Genomic DNA, 26,504 nt, shown 5'->3' on the forward strand with positions numbered 1-26,504 from the left:
CGTCGAAATAAAAAAGGAACTTCTACTGGATACCTCGTATCCTTGGGTCGAGGTTGTTCATTTAAAAATGGGTGTCTAATTTAATATAGTCTAAAAATTCACGACGTGTATCCTGGTTTTTAAAAGCACCACCAAATTCTGAAGTTACCGTACTACTTTCAATATCTCTAATTCCACGAGAATTGACGCATAAATGTTTGGCGTCAATAACACAGGCAACATCATCAGTGCCTAATACTCTCTGCAATTCTTGAACAATTTGAATGGTCAAACGTTCCTGTACTTGAGGTCTTTTGGCATAATAATCTACAATACGGTTCATTTTTGAAAGTCCAACAACAGTACCTTTGCTAATATAAGCTACATGAGCCTTACCAACTATTGGTAACAAATGATGTTCGCAAGTAGAATAGAGGGTGATATTTTTTTCCACCAACATTTCACCATACTTATATTTGTTTTCAAAAGTAGAAGCGTTTGGTTTTCTGTCAGGACTTAAACCGCCGAAAATTTCTTTGACAAACATTTTTGCCACACGCAATGGCGTACCCTGAAGACTGTCATCAGTAAGATCGAGCCCTAAAGTTTCCATAATATGCCTTACATCATCCTTAATGATGTCTATTTTTTCATCAGAAGAAAGCTTAAAGGCATCGCTTCGCATAGGTGTGTCTGCAGATGTGCCTACGTGATCATCACCAAACGCATCAATATCTTGTATATTTTTATGTGTATTCATAGTCATTTTTGTAAATCCATCAGTAGCCTCAACGTTGTCAATGGTGTGTTTAATTGAAATAAGTTGCAAAGATAAACAAATATAAAATCATAGCATTAGCTTAGATATTTTATTGCTAGGCAACCAGGAAATCTCTTAAATTCAGTTCTTGTTTCAAATTAGTGAAACTCAATTTTTAAAAGTTGCGAAGCAATGAATTNNAAAAGGAACTTCTACTTGATACCTCATACCCTTGGGTCGAGGTTGTTCATTTAAGTTCTATACTGTTGTCGTGATGACTGGCCAGGGTCTTTTGTGAAATTTGATGCTGTCGTCACGACATACATTTGTGTTATTTAAGCGGCACTAGAACAAAAAAAACACTCCAATAAAGAGTGCTTTTTAATGCTGTATATTAAATAAGAGACTTACAGAGTAAACCCTAAAGTTAAGGTTACGTTGTTGACTTTTGTGTCAATTTGCGCAGCATCCGTAAGACCTACGGTATATAGTTGCTGATTATATTCTCTTTGAGAATGCTCATAAGCTAAATCTAAATTAAGATTCCCAAAATTATATCCGAAACCTAGAGAGTAACCATTTAGATCTCCATAAAAAGAATCCTTTTCATAAGGACTTTCTTCCAGTCTGTAACCACCTCTTAAACTGATTTGCTTAATTCTATATTCACCACCAATTCTGTAGGTAGAAGCGTTCTTCAAAACGTCATTCATAATTCCATTTTGAGTAGAAAAATAGGTGTCAGATGTCGGTTTGAATTTTGTATTGCCGTAATCTTTTCTCGAATAATCAAAACTGATCAAGCCTTTATCGCTAAAAATATAGGCCAAACTTCCTGTGATTTTTCCTGGGGTTTGTAATTTATAATCTGGGAAAACATTCACCACAAGCGGATCAATGATTTGAGTTAGGTTAGAGCCATTTTCATTTCTTACGGTACCAAGATATTGTGTGGTTTCATCAGAGATGGTGTACCATGTAGGAGAGTTATAAGAGAGTCCCACACGTAAAGCTTCGTTTATTTTTGCAATAGCACCTACTTGAAACGAAAACCCACTTCCATTAGTAGAAAGTCCATTTTGAAAACGTACCTCTTTGACTAAAGAACCGGCGTTGGTATTGGTTTCGTATAAATCTGTAAATTTTTCGTAATTGATAAAATGTGAATTTAGATTCAATCCAAAATAAAAATTGTCGCCGTATTGTGTGGAGGCATTAAAACTAAATTTACCGTTGTAGCCTGTGGAAGCATAGGTGTATTCTTGATCAAAATTATTCCCAACAATATTTGAATAATATAAGGTGTTGGCGTCATCATTCGAGTTTGGCTCAACTATATAAGATTCAAAACCTAAAAAACCTTGTTGATTGCCAAATCCATAAGTGCTATTGATATCAGCATAAGCGGAAGACAGACTTTCATCTTCAAAAGCTGATATTTGATCTAATCTCAACCCTTGTGCATAGCCGAGAAAATAATCGCCAATAGATTGCGCATTGGTGTTGACGCCTCTAACATTCCAAGCATTCTCAAAATTTGAAATTTTATCATAGGCAACCCCTAACGTGAATTTTCTCCAAGGAGAATTTATATTTGTGTTATTAAATACGAACGCTGCACCCGTTTGGTTCAAATCAAACTTAGAGTCTGATGATGAGTTAGCCCCGTTAAAATAATTGATAGTATTGTTGGTATCCAAATTGGATATGGAAATAGAGGCATGGCTATTCATAAAAATTGATGACCCAGCAGGATTGATACTCACCGCCGACATGTCGCCCCCGAGAGCCCCAAAAGCGCCTCCCATACTTCTAAATCGTGCAGTTCCCTGAACTTCATCTTGTGAATATCTTACGGCATCAGCGATGTCCTGACCCATCATACTAGACATAGATAGGGCTGCTATGAATAGTAAATTTAACTTTTTCATATGTTTAATTTTTTTATAATTGTGATTATTATCTACTGCCACGTCTTGAAGTTCCACCAGAACTTCTTGCTGGCGCTGATGATCTTGAAGGAGTACTACTTGAGCTTCTTGCCGATGGGGAGGAACTAGAACTAGAACGTGAAGGCGAATAGTTTGAATTGTTATTAGACCTTACTGGTGTTGAAACATTGTTACCGCTTCTTCTGCTTGAGCTACCACTTCTGGTGCCCGAGCTATTGCTTCTAGATCTTGTAGTAGGCTGCGCTCTATTTTGAGTTCTCGTTCTTGTCGCGGGCTGAACTGACCTGTTAGGAGAAGTACTTCTTACCCTATTGGTGGTATTGGTACGAGATGGGGTAGTATTGCTTCTTCTATACGTGTTAGTCGAATTTACTCGCGATCTCGATTCAGTAGAATTCACGGAGCTACGCCTACCAACATTAGAGTTGGTTCTGTTAATGCTAGAATTGCTTCTATTTAAAGTTGAAGAACGTCGATTTATTGTAGAGGACGCATTTCTGCTTAAAGTAGAGCGAGAGGTGTTTGTATAGGCGCTTCCGCGTCTGCTATTACTATAAGACACATTTCTGTTATTGTTGTAATATTGGTTATTATAGTTATAACCGTAATACGGATAATGACCGTAGCCATAATTGTGACCGTAGCCATAACCATAACCATAATAAGGATAGAAACCACCATAATACCCATAAGGCATATATGGGTCATAAAACCCTGAGTAGCCCCAACCTGCATAGCCCCAAGTACGGTAAGGACTGTAATAGCCGTATCTGCTATATGGGTACCAGCTGTTCGTGTTGAAATGGATATTAATGTCTACATCCTGACTGTCTTGTCCCCATCCAGCATAACCCTCTTCATAAACAATATCACCTTGGTCGTCAGTATAATCACCTTGATAGGCGTCAATATCCGTGAAGATCACGTTGTCGTCTTGGGCAAGATTTTGAAACTCTTGAGATTTCTGACCGAAATAGTCTTTATAATAGCTGTTATTGTTGGCTTTTACATCGTCATAATAGCCTCGAGGGGCTTCTTCATAGCGTTGTTCTTGAGGAGCTTCTGATCTATATATGCCATCATTGTCATAACCAGCGTATTGGTATGAACCACAAGAAGCTAAAATGAAAATAGAGCTTAGTGCAACAAAAAATGGCAATTTTTTATATAAGTAAGTTTTAAATTGCATATCTATTTGTTTTTATTGTTGAACATTACAAAAATAGTTAGTTTTGTCGAACTAATTATTTATTTAACATAAGCACAATTTTTGTGCCAAAAGACAGGCAATGAGTAAAAATCTTACAAGCAGAGCGGAAGATTATTCCAAATGGTACAATGAACTCGTAGTGAAGGCTGATTTGGCTGAAAACTCGGCAGTTAGAGGGTGTATGGTGATCAAACCATATGGCTACGCAATATGGGAAAAAATGCAAGCTGAGCTAGATAGAATGTTCAAGGAAACTGGTCATCAAAATGCCTATTTTCCACTTTTTGTTCCTAAAAGTCTGTTTGAGGCAGAAGAGAAAAATGCCGAAGGCTTTGCAAAGGAATGTGCAGTGGTCACACATTACAGGTTGCAAAATGACCCTGATAATCCGGGAAAATTGCGTGTGGATCCGGAAGCAAAATTAGAAGAAGAGCTTGTGGTAAGACCCACCAGTGAGGCTATTATATGGAGCACTTATAAAGGTTGGATTCAAAGTTATAGGGATTTACCGATCTTAATTAACCAATGGGCCAACGTGGTGCGATGGGAAATGCGCACACGTTTGTTTTTAAGAACCGCTGAGTTCTTATGGCAAGAGGGGCATACGGCTCATGAAACTCGTTCAGAAGCTTTGGCCGAGGCGCAATTGATGAATCAGGTCTATGCTGATTTTGCTGAAAATTTTATGGCTATTCCGGTCATTCAAGGGGTGAAAACAGAAAGCGAACGATTTGCTGGTGCTGAAGAAACCTATTGTATTGAAGCGTTAATGCAAGATGGTAAAGCGCTGCAAGCTGGAACATCGCATTTTTTAGGGCAAAACTTTGCCAAAGCTTTTGATGTGAAATTCACAAACAATGAAGGGAAGCTGGATTATGTGTGGGCCACCTCGTGGGGTGTTTCGACACGTCTGGTAGGTGCTTTGATAATGACGCATAGTGATGATAAAGGATTAGTGCTGCCTCCTAATTTAGCACCAATTCAGGTGGTCATTGTGCCCATCCATAAAACGGATGAGCAGTTAAAGCAAATAGGAGATGTGGCTAAAAACTTGATTACCGAATTCAAATCAAAAGGAATCAGTTGTAAATATGACGATCGTACAACACAGCGTCCAGGAGCTAAATTTGCGCAGTATGAGCTGCAAGGCGTGCCTTTAAGAATTGCAATAGGACCAAAAGATCTCGAAAACAAAACTGTTGAACTAGCGCGCAGAGACACCTTGTCAAAAGAAAATGTGGCACTTGATGGTTTGGCGGACAAGATTGACGGTTTGCTTAAAGAAATTCAAGATACTTTATTTAAAAAAGCACTTGATTTTAGAAATTCGCACCTTACAAAGGTCGATACTTTTGAGGAGTTTAAAACTGTTTTAAACTCTAAAACAGGTTTTATCTCAGCACATTGGGATGGTTCTCCTGAAACAGAAGATAAGATTAAAGAGCTAACAAAAGCCACCATTAGATGTGTGCCTTTAGACCAAGAAAAAGAAGCAGGAGCCTGCGTGTTTACTGGAAAACCTTCTGTTGGTAGAGTGTTGTTTGCCAAGGCTTATTAAAATTTTTCAAAAAAAGTTGATTTAGGTGTTGCAACATTTAAAAATAGTTGTATTTTTGCACCCGCTGAAAGACATGAATAGTCAATAGTCATGTTAGACAGTTCACAATAAATAGTGTGAGTTCATTTGAAATGGTTGCATATTGATAAAAAAAGTTATTAATTTGCACTTGAAATAAATTAAATGGCCCGTTCGTCTATCGGTTAGGACGCCAGGTTTTCATCCTGGTAAGAGGGGTTCGATTCCCCTACGGGCTACAATTTTTTAATAAGAAAGAAAGAAAATGGCAAATCATAAGTCAGCATTAAAAAGAATCAGAAGTAGTGAAGCTAAGCGTTTAACCAATAGGTATAAACACAGAACAACTCGTAATGCTATCAAAAAATTACGTGAATTGGAAGATGCAAAGGCAGCTCAAGAAATGTTACCTGCAGTGTCTGCAATGATTGATAAATTAGCTAAGAAGAATATTATTCATTCTAAGAAAGCGGCTAATTTGAAATCAGGTTTGGCACTACACATTGCTTCTTTATAATAAAGGAACAGCGTTTAAATCCTATACAAACTAATCCATTCATATAGAATGGATTTTTTATGCTTTATATTGAAAAATTGAATCACCCTAAGCATGTAGAGTTTTAAGAAAATGCTTTTTATCACAATGAGTTAGGGGAGGCGTTTTATATTGAGTTGCCCATTCAATTGAGGTGGACAACGATCTCCTTTTAAATAAGGATCCTCCATATCTCTATGTCTTATAAAACGTGCAGGGGCGCCATATACTACGGTTTTTTCCTCCACATCCTTGACTACCATAGCACCAGCGCCAACAACGCTATGTGTCCCTATGTTAATGTTTTCTATAACATTAGCGCCTAGAGATATGGCTGAAAACCCACCCAGCATTAAATTTCCTCCTGTACATACCCCTGAAGAAATACTGGAATAGTCTTCCATTGTGCCGTCATGGCCCAATGACGAATTGGTGTTCAGTATGCAAAAATCGCCAATTTTAGAGTTGGAGTTCACTATGGCACTAGGCATAATAACGGTGCCCTTACCAATTTGAACATTCCTACTTATTACCGCACTCGGGTGAATTGTTGAAACAAAATTTAAATCGGGGGTTATTTCAATTAATTTATCCACCATCTTCTTTCTTGTCCAATTATTCCCTATAGCTACTATTACACCATAAAGATCATGTTCTTCTATTAGTTTAGGAATGTCCTGTTCGTTGCCCAATATTTGCAATCCACTATAATAAGAATCTTTTTCCTTGTACGAGTCTAAGAACCCTAAAACAGAATACTTGGCTTCTTTCTCAATACAATCTAATAACATCCCTCCGTGACCAGATGCTCCTATTATTACAATTTTTCGTTTCATTTCATTTGGATTAATCTCGTTTTACCCATCGTCTTGAATAAAATATAATTCTTAAATATACTTATTCTTCTTAAAAGGTCTCAAACTAAATCAGTTATTTGCATAAATTAGCTTTAGAAGCACCTAACGGATTTTTTATTCATTTTGAAAGTGCTTCAAATTCTTCCTTGTAATTACATCTTTAGAATTAAGGATATTTATGGGAAATGTGCATATGGATCAATAAAAATTTCATGACATTACACGTGCTCTTTTTCTTTACCCCCTCTGAATTTATTAATCACAAATTTTCGTTTTCCAGAAGAAAGTAAAGGAATGTCATCTACATAGTCTAAAGAAATTTCGGCGTCACTACCCAAGTGCTTTTTAAATTCAGTCACAATATTATCAGCACTTCGGAATTCAGGTAGAACATTAAGTTTTAATTTGTATTGGGTCTTATTTTCTTGAATAAATTGGTACTGTCTGATATGTGGATATTTTAATATATGATAGACCATAAAAGGAGACGTCATTTCTCCATTGGTTTTATAGATCATATCCATTTTCCGGCCTTCCACTCTTTCCAGAATCCTATGCTTTGCGCCATTCTTATGAGAAATGGACAACTGTCCTATATCTCCAGTATCATATCTAATCATTGGCATGCAATAATTATATAAATCCGTGATTACAATACGACCAAAAACTCCAGGCTTGACAGGAGCATTGGTATGCATATCCAATATTTCTAATAAATAACTGGCCCAATTAATTTGATACTCTCCAGACGCTGCGTTCTTTTGTGCCAAAATTCCGTTTTCCACATTAGAGTAGCGTGAGACCACAGGTACTCCAAAATAGTGTTCCGTACTCAATTTGGCGTCTTCTTTTAAAGATTCAGAAATGGCGATTATAGATTTTACATTTTTAACCACGGGTTTAGGATGTGGGCCTTCGAGATAAGTTTTTAATTCATCCAGAACAGAGGCATAGCACATAATTCCTTTAGGAGAATTGTCTTCAGACATATCCCGCAATAAAATCTCCAAATCGGTTTTGGATAATTTTGAAACGGGGTGCATATATATATTCTTAATTCTTGCCATCCAAAGTTTAGGGCTGTTATATTGATCCCAGTGTCTTACATAATATAACTTATGACCAATCTCAAATCCTGCTTGCTGAGCAAAGTAAATAACGTCTGCAGAATTTCTGTTGCGCTTATTTTTATCGTGCAACAATGTAAACGGCGTACCGGTAGAGCCACTGGTATAAACAGAATATTTTTTTTTATTTTTATATGCTGAAGACTTAAAATCCTCATAATAATCCCGGATGATATTTTTGTCAATCACCGTAAAATCATCCAACCCCTTATAGTTATAAAAATTTTTATAAAAAGGAGTGGTAGTGACTGCATGCTTCAAAAGTTGGTCTAAACTTTCGGCTCTTCTATTTTTTGATTCATCAGAATCTATATCTGTGAGAATAAGATTGATGTCATTATAATGTATTCTTATCCTTCCCCCTTTTAAGGCGTCCAATGACCAAAAAATCTTTTTCTTAATCGACTGTAGCATGTTTTTTTATTTTATTATAAACTACAAATATTAAACTTGTGAAAACGGAGACGCTGATTATGTACTCCAAATGCGAAAGTCGTAGCAAATTCATTTTATTTGTTACGTTTTAAATCGAAACTTAATACGCAAGACAATCAGTCTTTTAGCTCTTGATTTCTAGGTTTCAAAGTTAATAAATATGATCTGATAATTCTATCAAAAACGTATGAATTGATGTTAATGTTATACAAAATGAGTGTTAAATATTTTAAGAGACATCAGCGTTAGTCCTTAACATCTTATAATTTTAGCTTACTGTCATGATATGTTTCAGTCTGTCATTTGATATTTTTTTACGCAAGCACGCGTAAATGTGTGTAGGAAATTGCATTATAAGTACAAGAGGATTAATTGAATGGATCAAAAAATGATATGGGTACTGGATTTCAATAGTATTAAGACACGCCCACAATTAAAGCTAAATGTGCGGTTTAAAAACTACAATGGGAGAAAGCCTTTGGTAAATTGCGTTCCCATATCAGCGTTGAGCGAGCATGGGCTCTGAAAATCGGAGTTATAGGTATCTTCCATCTCCTGATCATAATTTGTAGATTACAAGGAAGAGTGAATTTTAACCCTGTAAAATTTCAGATTATCATAGGTTGGTTAAACAATTTCTTTGGAGTTTCTATCTGTAAACAGTAAATTAATAGGCTATAAATACCTTTGGTGGATCATTCTTTATAAAAAAGAATATAGTTATTCTTAGGGTTCACAATCCGCTCTAAAGTTTCTTTGTATTCTGATTTAAGTGAAAACACCTTCATCTAACTCCCAGATTTTTATGTGTTCATAATTTGTATTTGAACGTTAAACGTTTTGTTTTCAACGAATAAATATCAGATTTATTCGAGCTTTTTTTTTAAAGGTTATATTTATTACGCCATTATAAATAAACCCCATAAAATTAGACCATTACTTAACCTCCTTGATTATGAAAACAACATTATTCCAGAACCTTAATTTTTTAATAACCCATTTTTTTAAATTTATTTTAATAAGTAAATATAATCGTAAGGTAAATGACTTGGGTATTTTAAAACCACGACTCTCTTTTATTTTTATTTGTCTATTCATTACAGTGGTGGCGGGAGTGAATGCTCAGCTTCCAATTGTCAATCAGAATAAATTTCAGCAAGTAGATTTGCTCACTGGTTTAAGAAATTCAACCACTATGAAATTTGCTCCTGATGGGAGAATTTTTATTCTTGATAGATATGGTGAACTATTAATTTATAAAACGGACACCCAAACCTCTATATCCGCTGGTTCACTATCAGTTTTTCATGAATTGGAGGACGGCTTACTTGGGATTGCCTTTGATCCAAATTTTCAGAACAATTCTTTTATTTACTTAACCTATTCTCCAGCTGCAAAAAGTGTTAATCGGGTCTCTCGATTTAAGATGGATGGCGACGACCTTAATTTGGGGTCGGAAAGTATACTGTTGGAATGGGTAACATCACGTACAGCAAAATTTCATTCTGGAGGTGGTATGGACTTTGATTCTCAAGGTAATCTTTATATCGCAACGGGAGACAATGCAGGGTATGACAACTTATATGCGGCATGGAATGAAGACAACTCAGATTATAGCGCGGAAAAATCTTCCTCTAATACCAATGATTTAAGAGGGAAAATTTTGCGAATTAAACCAACGGCAGATGGTGGATTCACCATCCCAACAGGTAATCTTTTTCCTCCGGGAACTCCATTGACTAAACCAGAAATTTATGTCATGGGCGCTCGTAATCCTTATAGGATATTTGTAGATAAAGAGGACACAGATTGGCTTTTTTGGGGAGACGTGGGGCCCGATGCCAGTAAAGAGGACCCAAACCTGGGGCCAGAAGGGTTGGATGAGATTAATTTGACCCAGACGGCAGGCAATTATGGATGGCCCTATTTTGCGGGCCAGGATAATGATGCGTATGGCATTCCTTATAGAACTCCGGCCAAAAGCTCTCCGGCTGCTCCAGAAAATAAATCGAAATGGAATACTGGTGCCAAGGTGTTGCCTCCTGCAAAACCGGCTTGGATTGAAATCTTCCATAAAAGCTTTTTTGCAGGTCCAAGATATCATTATGATTCAAGTTTAACTGATGCGCAAAGACTTCCAATAGAATTTGATAGCGCTTTTTTTTATTACGATTTTAATACTAGTAAAATATGGGCTGTAAAAATGGATGCTCAAGGTAATATTATTACAAATGAAAGATTTGCTCCTGGTGTTTTTCCTGGTAATTCAACAGCGTTCAATGGGTTTATAGATATGGCAATAGGCCCTGATGGCAAAATGTATATCTTGGCGTATGGTGCTGGATGCTGTCCTCAAAATGTGGGTACAGGACGGTTAATTAGGGTAGATTATACTGGTATAACCACCAATGCACCGCCAAATGTGAAAATTGCCGCAGACAAAACTAACGGATCTTTGGATCTAACTGTGCAATTTTCTAGTGAAGGAACCACTGATCCTAACGGAGATATGCCTTTGTTCTATGAATGGGATGTTGACGGTAACGGAACTATTGACTATATAGAAGCCAACCCTACACATACCTATACTGTTGCGGGAACCTATGAAGTACAATTGAGGGTAAGAGATGGGAAAGGTGGTGTTGGTGTGAATAATATTACAATTCATGCAGGAAATAATGCCACCAATTTTACCTTCATTTATCCTCCAGATGGTGGATTGATGAATTGGCAAGATGATATTGACGTAGAGCTCAAAGTTACCGATGATGAAGATGGTGCTATTGATTGTGAGGATGTGAAACTAGTTCCTTCCTTAGGACACTTAAATCACTTTCACGATGAACTTACACTCACCGGCTGCCCAACCATCTTGACTTTGGATGCTGATAATACACATGGCGCTGATGGAGAAATGGATATTTTCTACGTCTTAAACGCCAATTATACGGATTCTGGTGGATTGACAGCATTTGATCAAATTCAATTGCACCCAAAAAGAAAGGAAGCGGAGTTTTTTGACACCCAAAATGGAACAACCATTATTGCTAATACCGATCCTTTAGAAGGAGGGGCTGAGGCTGTTCAGGTTAATAAAAATGGATATATATCATTTTCCGGTAGAAATCTACATAATATTAAGGCAGTAAAATATAAAGTGGCATCAGCCATGAGTGGTGGCACTATAGAACTTAGAGTGGGCGGTCCAAACGGCTTATTATTAGCGGCTACACGTGTTCCATCCACTGGTGGTTTAGACTCTTGGGTTGCGGTAGAATCAGAGATTATTGATCCAGGAGGAAAGAACGATCTTTTCTTCGTTTTTAAACACGCTACTGCTAACCAAAATATATTCCACTTGAATTATGTGGAGTTTATGGGTGAAGGAGTATCTAAAGATAATTCACCACCCCTTATAGGTAGTGTAGAGCCCATTGGTACATCACAAGTCAAGGTTGTTTTTACGGAATATGTAACAAAAACTACTGCAGAGCAACTTAAAAATTATATGCTAGACAATGGAATCAGTATCACTTCCGCTGTTCTTCAATCAGATGGTCGTACGGTCATTTTAAATGTATCTCCTTTACGTTCGGGTGTAGTCTATAATCTTAAAATCAGTAATGTCCAAAATCTTTCAGGAATGGCTGTCGTTACAGGAAATTATACTTTTTCCACCATGGGTTCCATACGGATTAATGTTGGTGGTCCTGAAACCACATTGGATTCTGAGATATTTAGTGAAGACAAACATTTTTTAGGTGGTAAACTATATGCCAATATAACCCCGATTGCAGGAACTGATGACGATGCTTTGTATCAAACAGAACGTTACGGGAGTTTCTCTTACGCTATCCCTGTGCCTGTTGCTGGTGAATATGACATACGGCTGCATTTTGCTGAGTTATATTTTGGAGTAGGGAGTAATTCAGGGGCCGCTGGAGATAGAATTTTTAGTGTAAGTATTGAAGGTGTAACTGTTTTGAATAAGTTCGATATTTTGGCGGAGACTGATCCAGCCACCGCACTTAAGAAAGAATTTAATAATATTTCTGTGACAGATGGAGTAGCTAATATTCAATTTACGTCCTCTGTAAATAGTGCTAAATTATCTGGAATAGAAATTCTCTCTCCGGATGCATTTAAGGTTGAACCTAAAATAAGCATTTTAAGCCCTCAGGACGGTTGGAATATAAATGAGACTTTTGAGGTTAGTTTTTCTGTTGAGAATTGGACAATTGCTGAAGGGGATACCCATATGCACTATTCCATAGACGGGGTAGTGGTAGGACCTCACTATAATTATGGGCCTATTACTATTGAGAATCAGAAGTTGGGCAGCCATATAATCCGCTTAGAACTTTATACGGAGAATCACATTCCAACAGGTATATATGAAGAGATTATGATAGCGGTTACTGATCAAGGGACTTGTAATACCACGTTATTTCCTGATTCTTGGGTAGTCCATCAATTAGAAGCAAATTCTTATACGGCAGTTTATACTATTCCAGATTATGATCTAAACGGAGACGGCTTAAAGGACATTGTAACCGGAGGTTGGTGGTACAAAAACCCTGGTTCAGCATCTGGCAATTGGGTAAAAAGTACGATTGGTAATGGTTTTGGCAATGTGGTACATGTATATGATTTTGATGGCGACGGCCATATGGACCTCTTGGGAACAGCCTTAGGATCAGGTGCAGGTAATGAGTATAAGAGTGCCCAATTGCTATGGGCCAAGAATGATGGCTCAGGGAATTTTACGGTGTACAATAATATTCCAGCTGGAAAAACAACTTATAATGAACCGTTTTTAGCAGGTATTGCCGGTGGCAATTATGGTCAAGGTGTTCCTTATCAGATGGCTATCAATTGGAATGGTGCGGAATCAACAAAATCGCCAGTACAATTGCTGACGCCTTCTAATGACCCCTCCACTGGCACCTGGACTTTGGTAGACATCAGTAACGATTCCTCAGGAGAGGATATCAAGGCGGGAGATATAGATGGGGATGGCGACTTAGATCTTTTCCAAGGAATAAACTGGCTAAGAAATGAGGGCAACGGCATCTGGACCACCTTTTCTACTGGTATTACATATGTAACTACTCCGGATAGGGTACAATTGGCTGATTTTAACGGTGATGGAAGATTAGACGGAGTGGTAGGTCAATTAGGGCTTGGAAGCAATCCCAATCGCTCCGAATTCGCTTGGTTTGAAGCACCTGCAGATCCGACCAAACCTTGGATAAAACATAAATTGAGTGATTCGGTTAAGGGGAGTCTTAGTGTGTTTGCGATAGATATTGATTTTGATGGAGACATGGACATTGTGGTGGGAGAATGGCTGGGAAGTAAGCGCCTGATTGCTTTTGAGAACGACCTTTGTAATTCTGGAACCTGGATAACCCGTATACTTGATGACGGCACTTTAAACCTCGAACACCATGATGGTGCCATGGTAACGGATATAGATAATGACGGCGATTTGGACGTGATCTCCAACGGATGGCTCAAAAACAAAGTGCCACGAATCTATGAGAATACCACACTTTCTTCAGAGAATCGAGAACCTGTGGCAAATGCGGGAGAGGACCAAACCCTAGCACTGCCTGCCAACAGTATTGTATTGAATGGCACGGGAAGTGATGTCGATGGAGGAATTGTAACTTTCATGTGGACGCAGACTAGCGGCCCTGATACGGCCACATTAAGTGGAAGCGATACTAAAGAGCTTACGGCTAGTAACCTTATTGCAGGAGATTATGTATTTAGGCTGACAGTTACCAACGATGAAGGCGTTACAACCTTTGACGAGGTTACAGTAAGCGTATTAGCGGAAGTATTGGCGATTAGGATTAATTCTGGAGGACCTGAATATACATTTGAAGCTATTGAATGGTCTGAAGATCAGTATTTCAGTAGCGGGAGTACATTTATGCAACCAATTAGAATAGCCAATACGGCCAACGATCAATTGTATCAAACAGAAAGATATCTTACTAAGGGTAATATGGTTTATAATATTCCTGTTGCATCGGGTATTTATGATATCAACCTTCATTTTGCGGAGATCTATTTTGGAATATCTGGTCCGGGATCAACTGGAGGAGAAGGGTCAAGAGTGTTTAACGTGAATATAGAAAATGGACAAAAACAACTTAGTAACTATGATATAATAGTGGCTGCAGGAGGAAGTGCAACGGCAGTAATTGAACATTTTACGGGTATTACTGTAGATGATGGATTTTTAACCATAACGTTTACTTCAGTTGTGGACTTTCCAAAAGTATCAGGAATAGAAGTTATGCTTAGTGGTGGTAGTTCGCTTCCACCTATTGTTGATGCGGGAGGCAATAGAACTATTTCACTACCGAGCACTTCTGTGGTATTGGACGGGTCTGCCTATGATCCAGATGGTGGTTTTATAACCAGCTATCAATGGAGCCAAATTAGCGGACCAAATACCGCAATCATTACAAATGAAAAAACAGACGACCTTTCAGTCTCTAATCTGATTGAAGGTGACTATGTTTTTCGACTAACAGTTAAAGATGATGATAACCAATCTGCATCAAATGATATGGTATTAAGGGTCACCAGAGCAAAATCAGCGGTACGTATAAATTCCGGAGGTCCAGATTTAAATTTTAATGGAGAGATTTGGAATGCGGATCAGTACTTTTTAGGAGGTACAGTAAGCCAAAATCCAACCGCTGCTATTGCAAATACTGAGAACGATGCCTTATATCAAACGGAACGATTTAGCACAAGTACAGATGGTTTAATCTATGAAATCCCTGTTGAGAATGGATTACATAATATAAGTTTACATTTTGCTGAGATTTATTTTGCCGTAGCGGTACCCGCTTCTGCTGGAGGAGTGGGATCGAGAGTGTTCCATATAGATATAGAGAACGGCACTCAGCGTATAGATAATTATGATATTGTCATTGCGGCAGGAGGCGCTGCTACAGCAGTTGTTGAAACCTTTTTAAATATATTGGTAACAGACGGAAACTTAACGGTTAAACTGATACCAGTAAAACAATTCCCTAAAATCTCAGGATTGGAAATTGTTGAATCTCGTTCTCCCTCTGTTAACGCGGGGTTAGATCAAACCATTGTTTTGCCTGTAAATACAATTACTCAAAATGGATCAGGGAGCGATCCTGATGGGGGTGCGGTGACCTTTTTATGGACACAAATCAGTGGTCCAAATACAGCATCATTGATAGGAGCTGACACTCCAAATCTCACTGCCAACAATTTGATTTTAGGAACATATGTGTTCAATTTAATGGCTACTGATGATGAAAATAATTCTAGTAGTGACCAAGTAACTATTACGGTAGTCTCAGACTCAACAAATATGCCTCCCGCGGTCACCAATCCAAATACTCAGACCAGTGTTGAGGGAGATGTCATCACATTGCAAATAAGTGCTACTGATCCTGAAGCGGGTAGTATCTCATATGCTGCTACGGGGCTTCCAAACGGATTATCTATAGATGCAACTACAGGACTTATCAGTGGAACAATCTCCATAGGAGCTTCGTCTAACAGTCCGTACACAGTAGAAGTAACGGTAGTGGATGACGGTACGCCCCAACAATCTACAATGGTCACTTTTATTTGGAATGTAACGACTGCTGGGGGCAACCAAGCGCCTGTAGCTATTATTACTGCGGATGAAATTGTGGGAACAACACCTTTTGCAGTATCATTTACAGGAAGTAATTCTACTGATGATATAGGAATAATTAGTTATTTTTGGGACTTTAAAGACGGAAGCACAAGTGAGGACAGTAATCCTATACATATTTTTGACGAACCTGGTACTTATACGGTAGAGCTTACCGTTTCCGATGGATTGCTAACCGATACTGAGTCTATAATAATTACTGTGAACAAGTTTGAACCATTAAAGGCTATTATCGCACCAAATCCAGCCAAAGGTATTGCTAGGGTATATGTGTTAAATGCCACCAGTAAAGATGGTGTTGAGAAAATTTATCTTCATGATACCGCAGGGAAATTCATTGAAACTATATCAAATCCCCAAGTGGTTGCTGACTATTACGCGGTTCCTGTACACACTTTACAAAATGGTGTATATTACCTGACCTTAATGTTGAGTTATAACAGGAAACTCTTAGTGGAGCTGGTAGTGCAGAATTAATGTGATATTAAAATCCAATATAAATGGGAGTAGCAAATAAATTGTCTACTCCCATTTTTTTTGCTATCCGTTTTACTAAACTTGATGTATGTTGAGAATTAGGACAGACAAACTTTAAAAAACAATATTTTTTTTGTGCATTGGCACTAGCGCAAGATTGACAGGGAATTTAGTTATTTAAAAGGAGTCTTATCTTTTTTTCTGTAAATCTCCAACAGCTCTATATTAGAATTATGTAGAGGTTAATCAGAATGAAGTATGTCCGTGGTCTATAAAACAAAAGCCCCAGAACCTTACGGTTCTGGGGCTTTTAACTATATTATAACTCTTACTTATCCATTCATAGATAATAAAAACTCTTCATTATTTCTGGTTTTTTTGAATCGGTCGTTAATGAATTCCATAGCTTCCACAGGATTCATATCTGCAAGATATTTGCGCATCACCCACATTCTTTGGATGGTATTTTCATCCAACAATAGATCATCTCTACGAGTGCTTGACGACGTCAAATCAATAGCAGGGAAAATACGACGGTTAGATATTTTTCTATCCAATTGCAATTCCATGTTACCAGTTCCTTTAAATTCTTCAAAGATCACTTCGTCCATTTTAGAACCTGTTTCAGTTAATGCAGTTGCAATAATGGTTAATGATCCACCATTTTCAATATTACGGGCAGCACCGAAGAAACGTTTTGGTTTGTGTAAGGCATTGGCATCAACACCACCACTTAATATTTTACCAGAGGCAGGTTGAACGGTATTGTATGCTCTTGCTAAACGGGTAATTGAATCCAATAATATCACCACATCGTGTCCACACTCTACCAAACGTTTTGCTTTTTCTAAAACAATGTTGGCAATTTTAACGTGCTCATGGGCTTCTTTATCAAAGGTAGAGGCAATAACTTCACCTCGTACATTACGTTGCATGTCTGTAACCTCTTCAGGACGTTCATCAATCAATAGGATCATTTGATATACTTCAGGATGGTTGGCTGCAATTGCATTCGCTACATCCTTTAATAGCATTGTTTTACCTGTTTTTGGTTGTGATACAATCATACCACGCTGTCCTTTACCAATTGGAGAGAACAAATCCATAATTCGGGTAGAAATGGTACTCTGTCTTTCCGCAAGATTGAATTTTTCTTGAGGGAATAAAGGGGTTAGGTGCTCAAAAGATACGCGATCTCTAACAACTTCCGGTTTTTGACCATTAATTCTGCTTACTTTAATTAAAGGGAAATACTTTTCACCTTCTTTAGGGGGTCTCACATGCCCAAGAACAGTGTCTCCAGTTTTCAAACCAAATAATCTTATTTGTGACTGTGATACATAAATATCGTCAGGAGAAGAGAGGTAGTTGTAATCTGAAGAGCGTAAAAACCCGTAGCCATCTTGCATGATGTCTAACACGCCTTCACTTTCAATAATAGCATCAAATTCAAAATCCGGTTCTCTGTAACGGTTCCGGGTATCTTTATTCCCGTTGTTTACTTTTGAAGATGCATGCGCACTATTATCACGATTATTGTTGTCTCTAGGGTTTGATTTGTTCCCATTAGTGTCATTAGAGCGCTGTTGCCTGTTGTCTTTAGCTTGAGGTTTGTTGGTAGCGTCCTTGTCTTTTGGGGTATGTTGTTTTTTCTCGCGATGCTCAGCTTTTTTTACACGAGGCGTTTCTTTCTTATCCGTATGGGCAACCGGAGTTGGTGCAGCTACGGGAGCAGCAGCCTTTGGTTCTGGTTTCTTAGTTTCTGATGGCTGAGCCTGAGGTTTTGTGTCTTCAGCTTTAAGGTCAGGCAGCTCCATTTTTTGTTGAGGCTGATCTGATGCTGGTTTTTTCTCAACACGCTCTCTTTTTTTCTTTGGAGGTGTTTTTGATGTTTTTGGCGTTTCAGCCTTAACATCAGTGGTTGCGGCGATTTCTGTTTTTACTACATCCGGATTAGCGGCCTGCACATCAAGAATTTGATATACTAAGTCTAGTTTTTTGAGCGTACGGTATTTGGGTACATTTAATTTTTGAGCTATTTCCTGTAAATCAGAAAGCTTCTTTTCTTTTAATTGCGAAATTTCAAACATGTATGTTTATGAATATTATTATAAAATTGAAATTGGACTTGTTCCGATGCTTATTTAGAATTAAGAAGAGGAAAAATCGAATGTAATTTTTTGAAGATTTAACAGCCTATCACTCTGCGAGTAACACAATGTTATTGCAATAATACAATTTTATTTTAAAAATTACGGTATGTTTTAAAAAGAAACTATTAATTTTGAGCTTTAATTTTTTAGAATAACTCATGTTACAGCGCATTCAAACCGTATACTTACTTATAGCAGCCATCTGTTCTTGCGGCTTGATATTTGTATTCCATTTGTGGACCAATACTCACGAGGTGCTTGTGTATGCTAAGGACGAAATGTTATATTTAGCTATGTTTTTTGGTTCAGCTGCATTATCTTTGATTTCAATATTTAACTATCAAAACAGGAAGTTCCAATTTGTATTGGGACGACTTAATATCATATTAAACTTTATTTTATTAGGATTATTTGTGTATCAATTGCTAATGGCGCCTGGAGAAAGTCAAATTTCAGAGAAAGGCGTTGGGATTTTTATTCCTATTTTAACTATCGTGTTTTTGGTGTTAGCCAACAAGGCCATAAAAAAGGATGAAGATCTTGTAAAATCTGTCGATAGATTACGATAACCCTTATATCTTAATTTTGTTAGTGCGTAAACCCGAGGTGAAGATCTCGGGTTTTTTTAGTGAAACCCAAAACCCAAAAGCCGAAGGCGCATTGGGTTTTGCTGGTTGAACTAATCCCGCTGCAAAGCGGGATCTCTTCAATTAGTTCTATGATTCCAAAAGCCGAAGGCGCATTGGGTTTTGTTGGTTGAACTAATCCCGCTGCAAAGCGGGATCTCTTCAATTAGTTCTATGATTCCAAAAGCCGAAGGCGCATTGGGTTTTGCTGGTTGAACTAATCCCGCTGCAAAGCGGGATCTCTTCAATTAGTTCTATGATTCCAAAAGTCGAAGGCGCATTGGGTTTTGCTGGTTGAACTAATCCCGCCGCAAAGCGGGATCTCTTCAATAATTCAGTGGTTTAAAAAGCCGAAGATGCATTGAAAAATCCAGAATGAAATCGTCCCCGCTATAAAGCAGCTTTTAGTATCTAGTTAAAGGTTAAAACCCTGCTCCCGATAGCTATCGGGATTCATTGCAGTTACTTTAGTTTATATAAACTTTTAAGAGCATGTTGTCATTTCGACAGAGCGAGGAACGAGTGACGAGAAATCTTATAATAATATAATTCCTCTTCGTGCCTCATTCGGAATGACAAACTAGTATCAGAAAAGAATTTCATTCTTTTGTTTAAAACTATGGATTTCCAATCCATAGTGGTTTATTGAATTATCATAGTCTATCAGCTGACTGATCTTATTAATACCCAATAACTTTCATGTTTATGATACATGAAAATTAAAAACAGAATGAATTCATCACCTGAATTGTTCATAAAAAATCAATCCTTACTTCTTAAACTCTATCACTTCCAAATTATCAATCTTACTCCCATCAATGGTAAAACGAAGCATGGTCCTTACGTTTTGAAACCCATGCTTCCCTGCAGCACCCGGATTCATATGCAACAAGTTTAATTGTTTGTCCGGCATCACTTTAAGAATGTGCGAGTGTCCGCAGATAAAAAGTTTCGGAGGATTTTGATATAGTAATTCCCGAACCCGCTGGTTATACTTTCCGGGATAACCACCAATATGAGTCATGAGAACATCAACACCTTCGCACATAAATCGGTTGTTTTCAGGGAATTCCATACGGGCTTGTGTGTCATCAATATTTCCGTAAACAGCCCTCAGTGGTTTTAGTTTTTTTATGGTGTCTGTAACATCTAAGTTGCCAATATCGCCCGCATGCCACACTTCATCTGCGTGTTTAACATGCTTTAAAATAGCGTCATCAATATAGCTATGAGTATCTGAAAGTAGAAGTATTTTTTTCAAGTTGGTGTATTTTACTTTAAATTTATTATGAAACCGCTGAGGTTTATAAGACCTGTACGATTTTAAAACGTAAATCTAGTTATCTTTGCAAATCACAAAAATAGTGATAAAGGCATTAATTTATCCGTAAGTAGCGTTTTATCCCGTGTCAGAGCTTCGTTCTTTCAGAGATAAGTGTATCGGACGTATGTCTGATGTAACTTTCAAATCTACCACAGTCACGTTGAGATATTTTATCGAATTGTCATATAACGGAAAAGCCTATCATGGTTGGCAAAATCAGCCAAATGCTATTTCTGTACAACAAGTTTTAGAACATGCATTGATCACCTTATTGAGGGCTCCTATAAAAATTATGGGTGCAGGACGTACGGATGCCGGGGTTCATGCTTCACAAATGTTTGCGCATTTTGATATGGAAGACCCATTTGATATTGACACGCTGATTTTTAAGATCAATTGGTTTTTACCGCATGATATTGCCATCCACCGCATTTTTGAGGTAAGAGATAAAGCACATGCCAGATTTCATGCGCTGAGCAGAACCTATAAGTATCGTATTTCTAATACCAAAAATGTGTTTACCCACGATTTTGCATATAAAATCCATCTGCCATTAGATCTTGATAAAATGAATGAAGCCTGCAAAATATTATTGCAGTATAAAGATTTTCAATGCTTTTCTAAAAGCAATACTGACGTAAAAACGTATTATTGTGATATTAAAGAAGCAGCTTGGGTATTGCAAGATACAGAATTGACCTTTACCATAACTGCCGATCGTTTTTTAAGAAATATGGTACGCGCCATTGTGGGTACCATGGTCAATATTGGTTTGGGAAAACTGGAGGTGGCGCAATTGCATGACATTATCAAATCTAAAAGTAGGGGAGAAGCCGGCTTTTCGGTTCCGGCTCAAGGCTTATATTTAACGGATATTCAATATCCTGATACCATTTTTAACGCTATATAATATGAGTGCCAAAAAGAAAACCAAAGTTTATGACGTGAACCTCTTCAAGCGCTTGATGCAATACATCAAGCCCTATAAACTCGTGTTTACATTTACTTTACTGTTTGTTACGGGTTTGGCTGTTTTTGGAGCGTTGAGACCTTATGTATTGCAACAGGCAATTGATAATCATATTGAACTTCAACAATATGATGGGTTTATGTACTACATCATCATCATGATTGTACTGTTGATGCTTGAGGTGGTGTGTCAGTTGCTGTTTATCTACAATTCCAGTTGGTTGGGGCAATCTGTCGTTAGAGATATTAGAGTGAAGCTGTTTAAGCACATCATGAGTTTTAAAATGAAATATTTTGATAACTCTTCTGTAGGGGTCTTAATTACCAGAACGGTGACCGACATGGAGCGAATCTCCGATATTTTTGGTGAAGGACTTTTTATGATTTTTAGTGATATTCTCAAAATGTTGGTTGTAGGTGGCGTCATGTTATTTATGAATTGGAAGCTCGGTCTATTGGTCTTTACAACCTTACCAATTGTGCTTTTTGCAACCAAAATCTTCCAACGCTACATGAAGGTTGCCTTTGAAGATGTCCGTAATGAAGTTTCCAATCTCAATTCTTTTGTGCAGGAACGTGTTACGGGAATGAAAATATTACAGTTGTTTACAAGAGAAGACACCGAGTATAGAAAGTTTAAGGAAATCAATGCACGCCATAAAAAAGGATGGTTAAAAACAGTATGGTATAACTCTGTGTTTTTTCCAATTGCCGAATTTTTATCGTCCTTGACTTTAGGTCTTGTGGTGTGGTATGGCGGACTGAATATTATTTCTGATGATTTGGCCTCTCAAGGCGATTTGTTCGCTTTTATTATGATGATCCCAATGTTGTTTAGACCCTTAAACCAAATCGCTAATAGATTTAATACGTTGCAAATGGGCATTGTAGCCGCCAACCGTGTTTTTGATGTGTTGGATACCACATCTCAAATTGACGATGTAGGTACCATTGAAGCCGCCCACTTTAAAGGCAACATCAAATTTGAAAATGTACATTTCTCTTACATTGATGATGAAGAAGTTTTAAAAGGGATTTCATTTGACGTAAATTCAGGCCAAACCATTGCTATAGTTGGTGCCACGGGTGCAGGAAAATCGACTATTATTAATCTGCTGAACCGTTTTTACGATATTCAAAAGGGAACTATTTACGTTGATGACGTGAATATCAAAGAGATGACCTTGCACTCCTTAAGAGCGCAGATTGCGGTGGTGCTTCAAGATGTGTTTCTTTTTGCTGATACTATTATGAATAATATCACGCTCAATAATCCTGGCATTACTGAAGAGCGGGTAAAGCAGGCCGCAAAGGATATTGGCATTGATGAGTTTATTATGAGTTTGCCAAACGGTTACGATTATAACGTTAAAGAGCGTGGGGTGATGTTGTCTTCCGGCCAAAGACAGTTGATTTCGTTTCTGAGAGCCTACGTGACCAATCCGAGTATTTTAATTTTAGATGAGGCCACTTCTTCTGTAGATTCCTATTCTGAGCAATTGATGCAAGTTGCCACAGATAAAATAACAAAAGGGAGAACCTCTATTGTTATTGCGCATCGTTTGGCCACAATTCAAAAAGCGGATAGTATTATTGTTATGGATTCTGGACGTATTGTGGAACAAGGAACACACCATCAGTTACTTCAAAATAAAGATGGATATTATAAAAATCTTTACGAGGTGCAGTTTTTGAAGACGGAAACAGTCTGAATTACTTCAGGCAAGACTTTAGAGAGCACCACTCCAATTAGTCCTGTCGTTGATGGCTATTAGTAATTTATGCCAAGTCTTTTCTAATTATATCTATGAGTTCGGCATTGTCTTTAAACATCACAAATTCACCATTTTTTATATAGCTGATTTGTCCTGTTTCTTCACTTACGGCAATTGCCAAAGCATCTGTTTTCTCAGTAATTCCAACGGCAGCTCTATGGCGTAGCCCAAAACGTTGCGGAATGTTACGTTCATTACTCACCGGAAGAATCACGCGAGTGGCCTTAACTGTGTTATTGGCAATCACAATGGCGCCATCATGTAACGGGCTGTTTTTGAAAAATATACTTTCAATGATGGGTTGGGTAACCTTAATATTCATTTCATCACCAGAGCTGGTCAAAAAATCGAGATTATTACTGCGTTCCAATACAATTAGCGCGCCTGTTCTGGTAGAAGCCATTTTATGGCATGCAGATATGATAACTTCCACATCTGTCTGGACCTGTTCTTCTGTCTTCAAAAAATTAAGGTGTCTTAAAAATTTGCGCTTATTTCCAAAATTTGTAGAACCCACCATCAGTAAAAACTTCCGTATTTCAGGTTGAAAGACCACAATCAGCGCAATAATCCCTACATCCATAAAACCACTAAAAATGGTACTCAACAGTCCCATTTTGAGAAAAGTGGTCAGTTTCCAGACAAAATAAATGATAATGATGCCAATAAAGATATTTATGGCAACGGTACCCTTTACGAGTTTGTAAACATAATATAGAAGGATGGCAACGAGAAAAACATCTATAAAATCTATGATGCCGAAATCCCAAAATTTAAGCTGGTCCAATGCTGAATTGTTTTTTGTAAAATTAAAAAAATATGCTTAATAAATGAATTCGTTTTCGTTGAGGGTAATTTTGGATGAATCTATCTTGGATAAAATCGATTTAAATGAAATATAATCTTGAAAAGTCAACTTGTCGTTGATATTTAGAATGAGTTCATATGATCCTTCCTGTGGTAAATTTTCAATATCGTCTTTTAATGTTTGTAGTGTCGATTTTTTGAGGATTGAATCTTTTAAAATCGTTACTAATTTTATGTCCTGTGAACTGCTAAAATCAAGAATAATTCTATGTTCCCTGGGGTTTTCATAATCTGAAGCAACATTAGGGGATACATAATCGGTTTTATAAATTACGTTTGTAAACTCCAAAAATCCGAGGTTTTTAATACTAGTGTCGTTACAGGTATAAAAGTTTTTGGCGTTTTCGTTTTTATGGACTTCAGCATCCCGCTTCTTATTCTGTAACATGATGATTCTGGGAATAACCTGATCTAAAGTGAGCCGTTTGTCAACATTAACAAGCCAATTGGTGGTGCTGATCAAGTTGCCTCTGTTCATCTCAATACTGTCTGTTTTTGTTTCATCATAAAAGAGATACGCCGGTGAAACATCCGTGACTTGTGTGATGGTTGCATTGGTTATTTCAGGTAATAGGACCGATTTTTCCTTGGAACAGGAAAAGGTCAAAAGAATAAAAAAGAATAGTATATGCTTCATGGCTTATGCTGTTAGTTGTTGGGTAAGATGAATGCATTCCATGGCTTCTTTAACGTCATGGACGCGCAATATTGAAGCGCCTTGTTGCAGACCAATAGTATTTAAAACTGTGGTGCCGTTTAGAGCTTCAGTGGCTGAGGCGTTTAGCACTTTATAGATCATGGATTTTCTTGAAAAACCAACCAAAATTGGTTTTTCAAGTATTTTAAAAGAATTCAAGTGTTTTAATACGTCATAATTTTGAGCGGTTGTTTTCGAAAACCCAAAGCCTGGATCTACAATTACATCAATAATGCCTACAGCTTTTGCGGCAGCAATGCGTTCAGAGAAATAAAACAGAATGTCCTTTAGGATGTACTCGTAGTCCACGTGTTGTTGCATGTCCTGTGGCGTGCCTTTCATGTGCATCATCACATAGGGTACATTAAGGTTTGCTACAGTTTCCATCATCTTGTCGTCCATTTTACCTGCAGAAATATCATTGATCATACAAGCGCCGGCATAAATAGATTGTTTGGCAACCTCACTCCGGAAGGTGTCAATAGAGATCAGAATATCAGAAAATGTAGAGGTCAACAACTTTAACACCGGAAGTAAACGCTTTAACTCTTCATTTTCACTAATGTGTTTGGCATTTGGTCGAGAACTGTAAGCGCCTAAGTCAATAAAAGTAGCGCCTTCGTTTAACATTTTTTCAACCTTCTTTAAAATAGTAGATTCGCTTTTATAAACACCGCCATCATAAAAAGAATCGGGAGTAAGGTTCAAAATACCCATGACTTTCGGAACTGTTAAATCAATAAGCGCTCCCTTGCAATTTATGGTCATGATGTTTTTTCCGATTTTAAAGGTTAAAATTAGAGCTTGATATGGTCAAAATTCAAATTTATAGATTTTAACTAAAATTTTGTTCTATATCTACAAAACTTTGAACTCTGAACTTTGAACTCTGAACTATTTAGGCGAAATTTACGCAAAATTACCAGTTTCTATGCAAGATACCTCAAAACAATATGATGCCGTTATTGAAAAATGCAGAAATCTCTTTGTTAATAAAATGTCCGATTATGGCAGTGCATGGCGCATTTTGAGGCTTCCATCACTTACTGATCAAATTTTCATAAAGGCACAACGCATCAGAGGGTTGCAGCAAAATGCAGAACGCAAGGTGGATGAAGGGGAGGAGAGTGAATTTATGGGCATCATCAATTATTGTTTAATGGCACTGATACAGTTAGATCGGGGTGTTGTAGAAAAACCGGATATTTCTCTTGATGAAGCTAGCGAGCTTTATGACGAAAAGGTAGCTGTGTCTAAAGCGCTGATGATGAATAAAAATCACGATTATGGTGAAGCGTGGCGCGAGATGAGAGTGAGCAGTTTGACCGATCTTATTTTGCAGAAATTATTGCGAGTAAAACAAATTGAAAATAACGCTGGCAAAACGCTGGTGAGTGAAGGGATTGATGCCAATTATCAGGATATGATTAATTATGCTGTGTTTGCCTTAATCTTGCTTAAACAAGGTTAAGTAAAC

General features: G+C 37.6%; 17 protein-coding genes and 1 tRNA gene. 8 read left to right on the forward strand and 10 right to left on the reverse strand.

Annotated elements, in window-relative coordinates:
- Positions 1-61 precede the first annotated feature (61 nt).
- The 3 genes from folE to JEM65_RS10230 form a co-directional block, all read right to left on the reverse strand.
- The gene (folE, locus tag JEM65_RS10220; RefSeq protein ID WP_199599155.1) at positions 62-739 is read right to left on the reverse strand and encodes a GTP cyclohydrolase I FolE; all 678 of its coding nucleotides are present in this window, start codon (positions 737-739) and stop codon (positions 62-64) included.
- A gap of 407 nt (positions 740-1,146) precedes the next feature.
- On the reverse strand, positions 1,147-2,670 hold the full coding sequence (locus tag JEM65_RS10225) for an OmpP1/FadL family transporter (protein ID WP_199599108.1): 1,524 nt from the start codon (positions 2,668-2,670) through the stop codon (positions 1,147-1,149).
- A 28-nt stretch (positions 2,671-2,698) separates the two neighbouring features.
- On the reverse strand, positions 2,699-3,880 hold the full coding sequence (locus JEM65_RS10230) for a hypothetical protein (RefSeq protein WP_199599110.1): 1,182 nt from the start codon (positions 3,878-3,880) through the stop codon (positions 2,699-2,701).
- Between the two features lie 100 nt (positions 3,881-3,980).
- Here JEM65_RS10230 and proS point away from each other — a divergent pair, with 100 nt between their 5' ends.
- The 3 genes from proS (at position 3,981) to rpsT (ending at position 5,994) form a co-directional block, all read left to right on the forward strand.
- The gene (gene proS, locus JEM65_RS10235) at positions 3,981-5,459 is read left to right on the forward strand and encodes a proline--tRNA ligase (RefSeq protein ID WP_199599111.1); all 1,479 of its coding nucleotides are present in this window, start codon (positions 3,981-3,983) and stop codon (positions 5,457-5,459) included.
- 185 nt (positions 5,460-5,644) lie between these two features.
- Positions 5,645-5,716, forward strand: a tRNA-Glu gene (locus tag JEM65_RS10240).
- 26 nt (positions 5,717-5,742) lie between these two features.
- Positions 5,743-5,994, forward strand: coding sequence for a 30S ribosomal protein S20 (rpsT, locus tag JEM65_RS10245; RefSeq protein ID WP_199599112.1), 252 nt, complete (start codon positions 5,743-5,745; stop codon positions 5,992-5,994).
- Positions 5,995-6,125: 131 nt separating this feature from the next.
- Here rpsT and JEM65_RS10250 read toward each other — a convergent pair whose 3' ends face one another.
- A complete protein-coding gene (locus tag JEM65_RS10250) occupies positions 6,126-6,848 on the reverse strand; it encodes an acetyltransferase (protein WP_199599113.1) in 723 nt (240 codons plus the stop codon).
- A gap of 239 nt (positions 6,849-7,087) precedes the next feature.
- Complete coding sequence (locus JEM65_RS10255) at positions 7,088-8,410, reverse strand: phenylacetate--CoA ligase family protein (RefSeq protein ID WP_199599114.1); 1,323 nt, start codon at positions 8,408-8,410, stop codon at positions 7,088-7,090.
- 976 nt (positions 8,411-9,386) lie between these two features.
- Here JEM65_RS10255 and JEM65_RS10260 point away from each other — a divergent pair.
- The gene (locus JEM65_RS10260) at positions 9,387-16,616 is read left to right on the forward strand and encodes a malectin domain-containing carbohydrate-binding protein (protein WP_199599115.1); all 7,230 of its coding nucleotides are present in this window, start codon (positions 9,387-9,389) and stop codon (positions 16,614-16,616) included.
- Positions 16,617-16,948: 332 nt separating this feature from the next.
- Here the strand turns inward: JEM65_RS10260 and rho are convergent, their stop codons facing one another.
- The gene (gene rho, locus JEM65_RS10265) at positions 16,949-18,706 is read right to left on the reverse strand and encodes a transcription termination factor Rho (protein WP_199599116.1); all 1,758 of its coding nucleotides are present in this window, start codon (positions 18,704-18,706) and stop codon (positions 16,949-16,951) included.
- Between the two features lie 221 nt (positions 18,707-18,927).
- On the opposite strand from rho, the gene JEM65_RS10270 reads away from it, so the two are divergent.
- Positions 18,928-19,338 carry a DUF4293 domain-containing protein gene (locus JEM65_RS10270; protein WP_199599118.1) on the forward strand — a complete coding sequence of 137 codons (411 nt, stop codon included), beginning with the start codon at positions 18,928-18,930 and terminating at the stop codon, positions 19,336-19,338.
- 826 nt (positions 19,339-20,164) lie between these two features.
- On the opposite strand, the gene JEM65_RS10275 is transcribed toward JEM65_RS10270, so the two are convergent.
- Positions 20,165-20,656 carry a metallophosphoesterase family protein gene (locus JEM65_RS10275; RefSeq protein ID WP_199599119.1) on the reverse strand — a complete coding sequence of 164 codons (492 nt, stop codon included), beginning with the start codon at positions 20,654-20,656 and terminating at the stop codon, positions 20,165-20,167.
- A 187-nt stretch (positions 20,657-20,843) separates the two neighbouring features.
- Here JEM65_RS10275 and truA point away from each other — a divergent pair, with 187 nt between their 5' ends.
- Together truA and JEM65_RS10285 are read left to right on the forward strand one after the other, a co-directional pair.
- Positions 20,844-21,629 carry a tRNA pseudouridine(38-40) synthase TruA gene (truA, locus tag JEM65_RS10280; RefSeq protein ID WP_199599120.1) on the forward strand — a complete coding sequence of 262 codons (786 nt, stop codon included), beginning with the start codon at positions 20,844-20,846 and terminating at the stop codon, positions 21,627-21,629.
- Position 21,630: 1 nt separating this feature from the next.
- The gene (locus JEM65_RS10285; RefSeq protein ID WP_199599122.1) at positions 21,631-23,400 is read left to right on the forward strand and encodes an ABC transporter ATP-binding protein; all 1,770 of its coding nucleotides are present in this window, start codon (positions 21,631-21,633) and stop codon (positions 23,398-23,400) included.
- Positions 23,401-23,467: 67 nt separating this feature from the next.
- Here the strand turns inward: JEM65_RS10285 and JEM65_RS10290 are convergent, their stop codons facing one another.
- From JEM65_RS10290 to folP, 3 genes are read right to left on the reverse strand one after another with little or no spacing between them, the layout of a single operon-like run.
- A complete protein-coding gene (locus tag JEM65_RS10290) occupies positions 23,468-24,250 on the reverse strand; it encodes a diadenylate cyclase (protein ID WP_199599124.1) in 783 nt (260 codons plus the stop codon).
- A 36-nt stretch (positions 24,251-24,286) separates the two neighbouring features.
- Complete coding sequence (locus JEM65_RS10295) at positions 24,287-24,967, reverse strand: hypothetical protein (protein ID WP_199599126.1); 681 nt, start codon at positions 24,965-24,967, stop codon at positions 24,287-24,289.
- Positions 24,968-24,970: 3 nt separating this feature from the next.
- Complete coding sequence (gene folP / locus JEM65_RS10300; RefSeq protein ID WP_199599128.1) at positions 24,971-25,795, reverse strand: dihydropteroate synthase; 825 nt, start codon at positions 25,793-25,795, stop codon at positions 24,971-24,973.
- Between the two features lie 163 nt (positions 25,796-25,958).
- On the opposite strand from folP, the gene JEM65_RS10305 reads away from it, so the two are divergent.
- Positions 25,959-26,498, forward strand: a complete 540-nt coding sequence (locus JEM65_RS10305) for a DUF1599 domain-containing protein (RefSeq protein WP_199599130.1) — start codon at positions 25,959-25,961, stop codon at positions 26,496-26,498.
- The last annotated feature ends 6 nt before the right edge of the window (positions 26,499-26,504 follow it).

It is taken from the genome of Gelidibacter salicanalis, from assembly GCF_016469035.1.
GTDB lineage: Bacteria > Bacteroidota > Bacteroidia > Flavobacteriales > Flavobacteriaceae > Gelidibacter > Gelidibacter salicanalis_A.

Coding starts and splice junctions, on each gene's coding strand:
- folE (WP_199599155.1), bottom strand. CDS start 739: ATGAATACACATAAAAATATACAAGATATTGATGCGTTTGGTGATGAT.
- JEM65_RS10225 (WP_199599108.1), bottom strand. CDS start 2,670: ATGAAAAAGTTAAATTTACTATTCATAGCAGCCCTATCTATGTCTAGT.
- JEM65_RS10230 (WP_199599110.1), bottom strand. CDS start 3,880: ATGCAATTTAAAACTTACTTATATAAAAAATTGCCATTTTTTGTTGCA.
- proS (WP_199599111.1), top strand. CDS start 3,981: ATGAGTAAAAATCTTACAAGCAGAGCGGAAGATTATTCCAAATGGTAC.
- rpsT (WP_199599112.1), top strand. CDS start 5,743: ATGGCAAATCATAAGTCAGCATTAAAAAGAATCAGAAGTAGTGAAGCT.
- JEM65_RS10250 (WP_199599113.1), bottom strand. CDS start 6,848: ATGAAACGAAAAATTGTAATAATAGGAGCATCTGGTCACGGAGGGATG.
- JEM65_RS10255 (WP_199599114.1), bottom strand. CDS start 8,410: ATGCTACAGTCGATTAAGAAAAAGATTTTTTGGTCATTGGACGCCTTA.
- JEM65_RS10260 (WP_199599115.1), top strand. CDS start 9,387: ATGAAAACAACATTATTCCAGAACCTTAATTTTTTAATAACCCATTTT.
- rho (WP_199599116.1), bottom strand. CDS start 18,706: ATGTTTGAAATTTCGCAATTAAAAGAAAAGAAGCTTTCTGATTTACAG.
- JEM65_RS10270 (WP_199599118.1), top strand. CDS start 18,928: ATGTTACAGCGCATTCAAACCGTATACTTACTTATAGCAGCCATCTGT.
- truA (WP_199599120.1), top strand. CDS start 20,844: ATGTCTGATGTAACTTTCAAATCTACCACAGTCACGTTGAGATATTTT.
- JEM65_RS10285 (WP_199599122.1), top strand. CDS start 21,631: ATGAGTGCCAAAAAGAAAACCAAAGTTTATGACGTGAACCTCTTCAAG.
- JEM65_RS10295 (WP_199599126.1), bottom strand. CDS start 24,967: ATGAAGCATATACTATTCTTTTTTATTCTTTTGACCTTTTCCTGTTCC.
- folP (WP_199599128.1), bottom strand. CDS start 25,795: ATGACCATAAATTGCAAGGGAGCGCTTATTGATTTAACAGTTCCGAAA.
- JEM65_RS10305 (WP_199599130.1), top strand. CDS start 25,959: ATGCAAGATACCTCAAAACAATATGATGCCGTTATTGAAAAATGCAGA.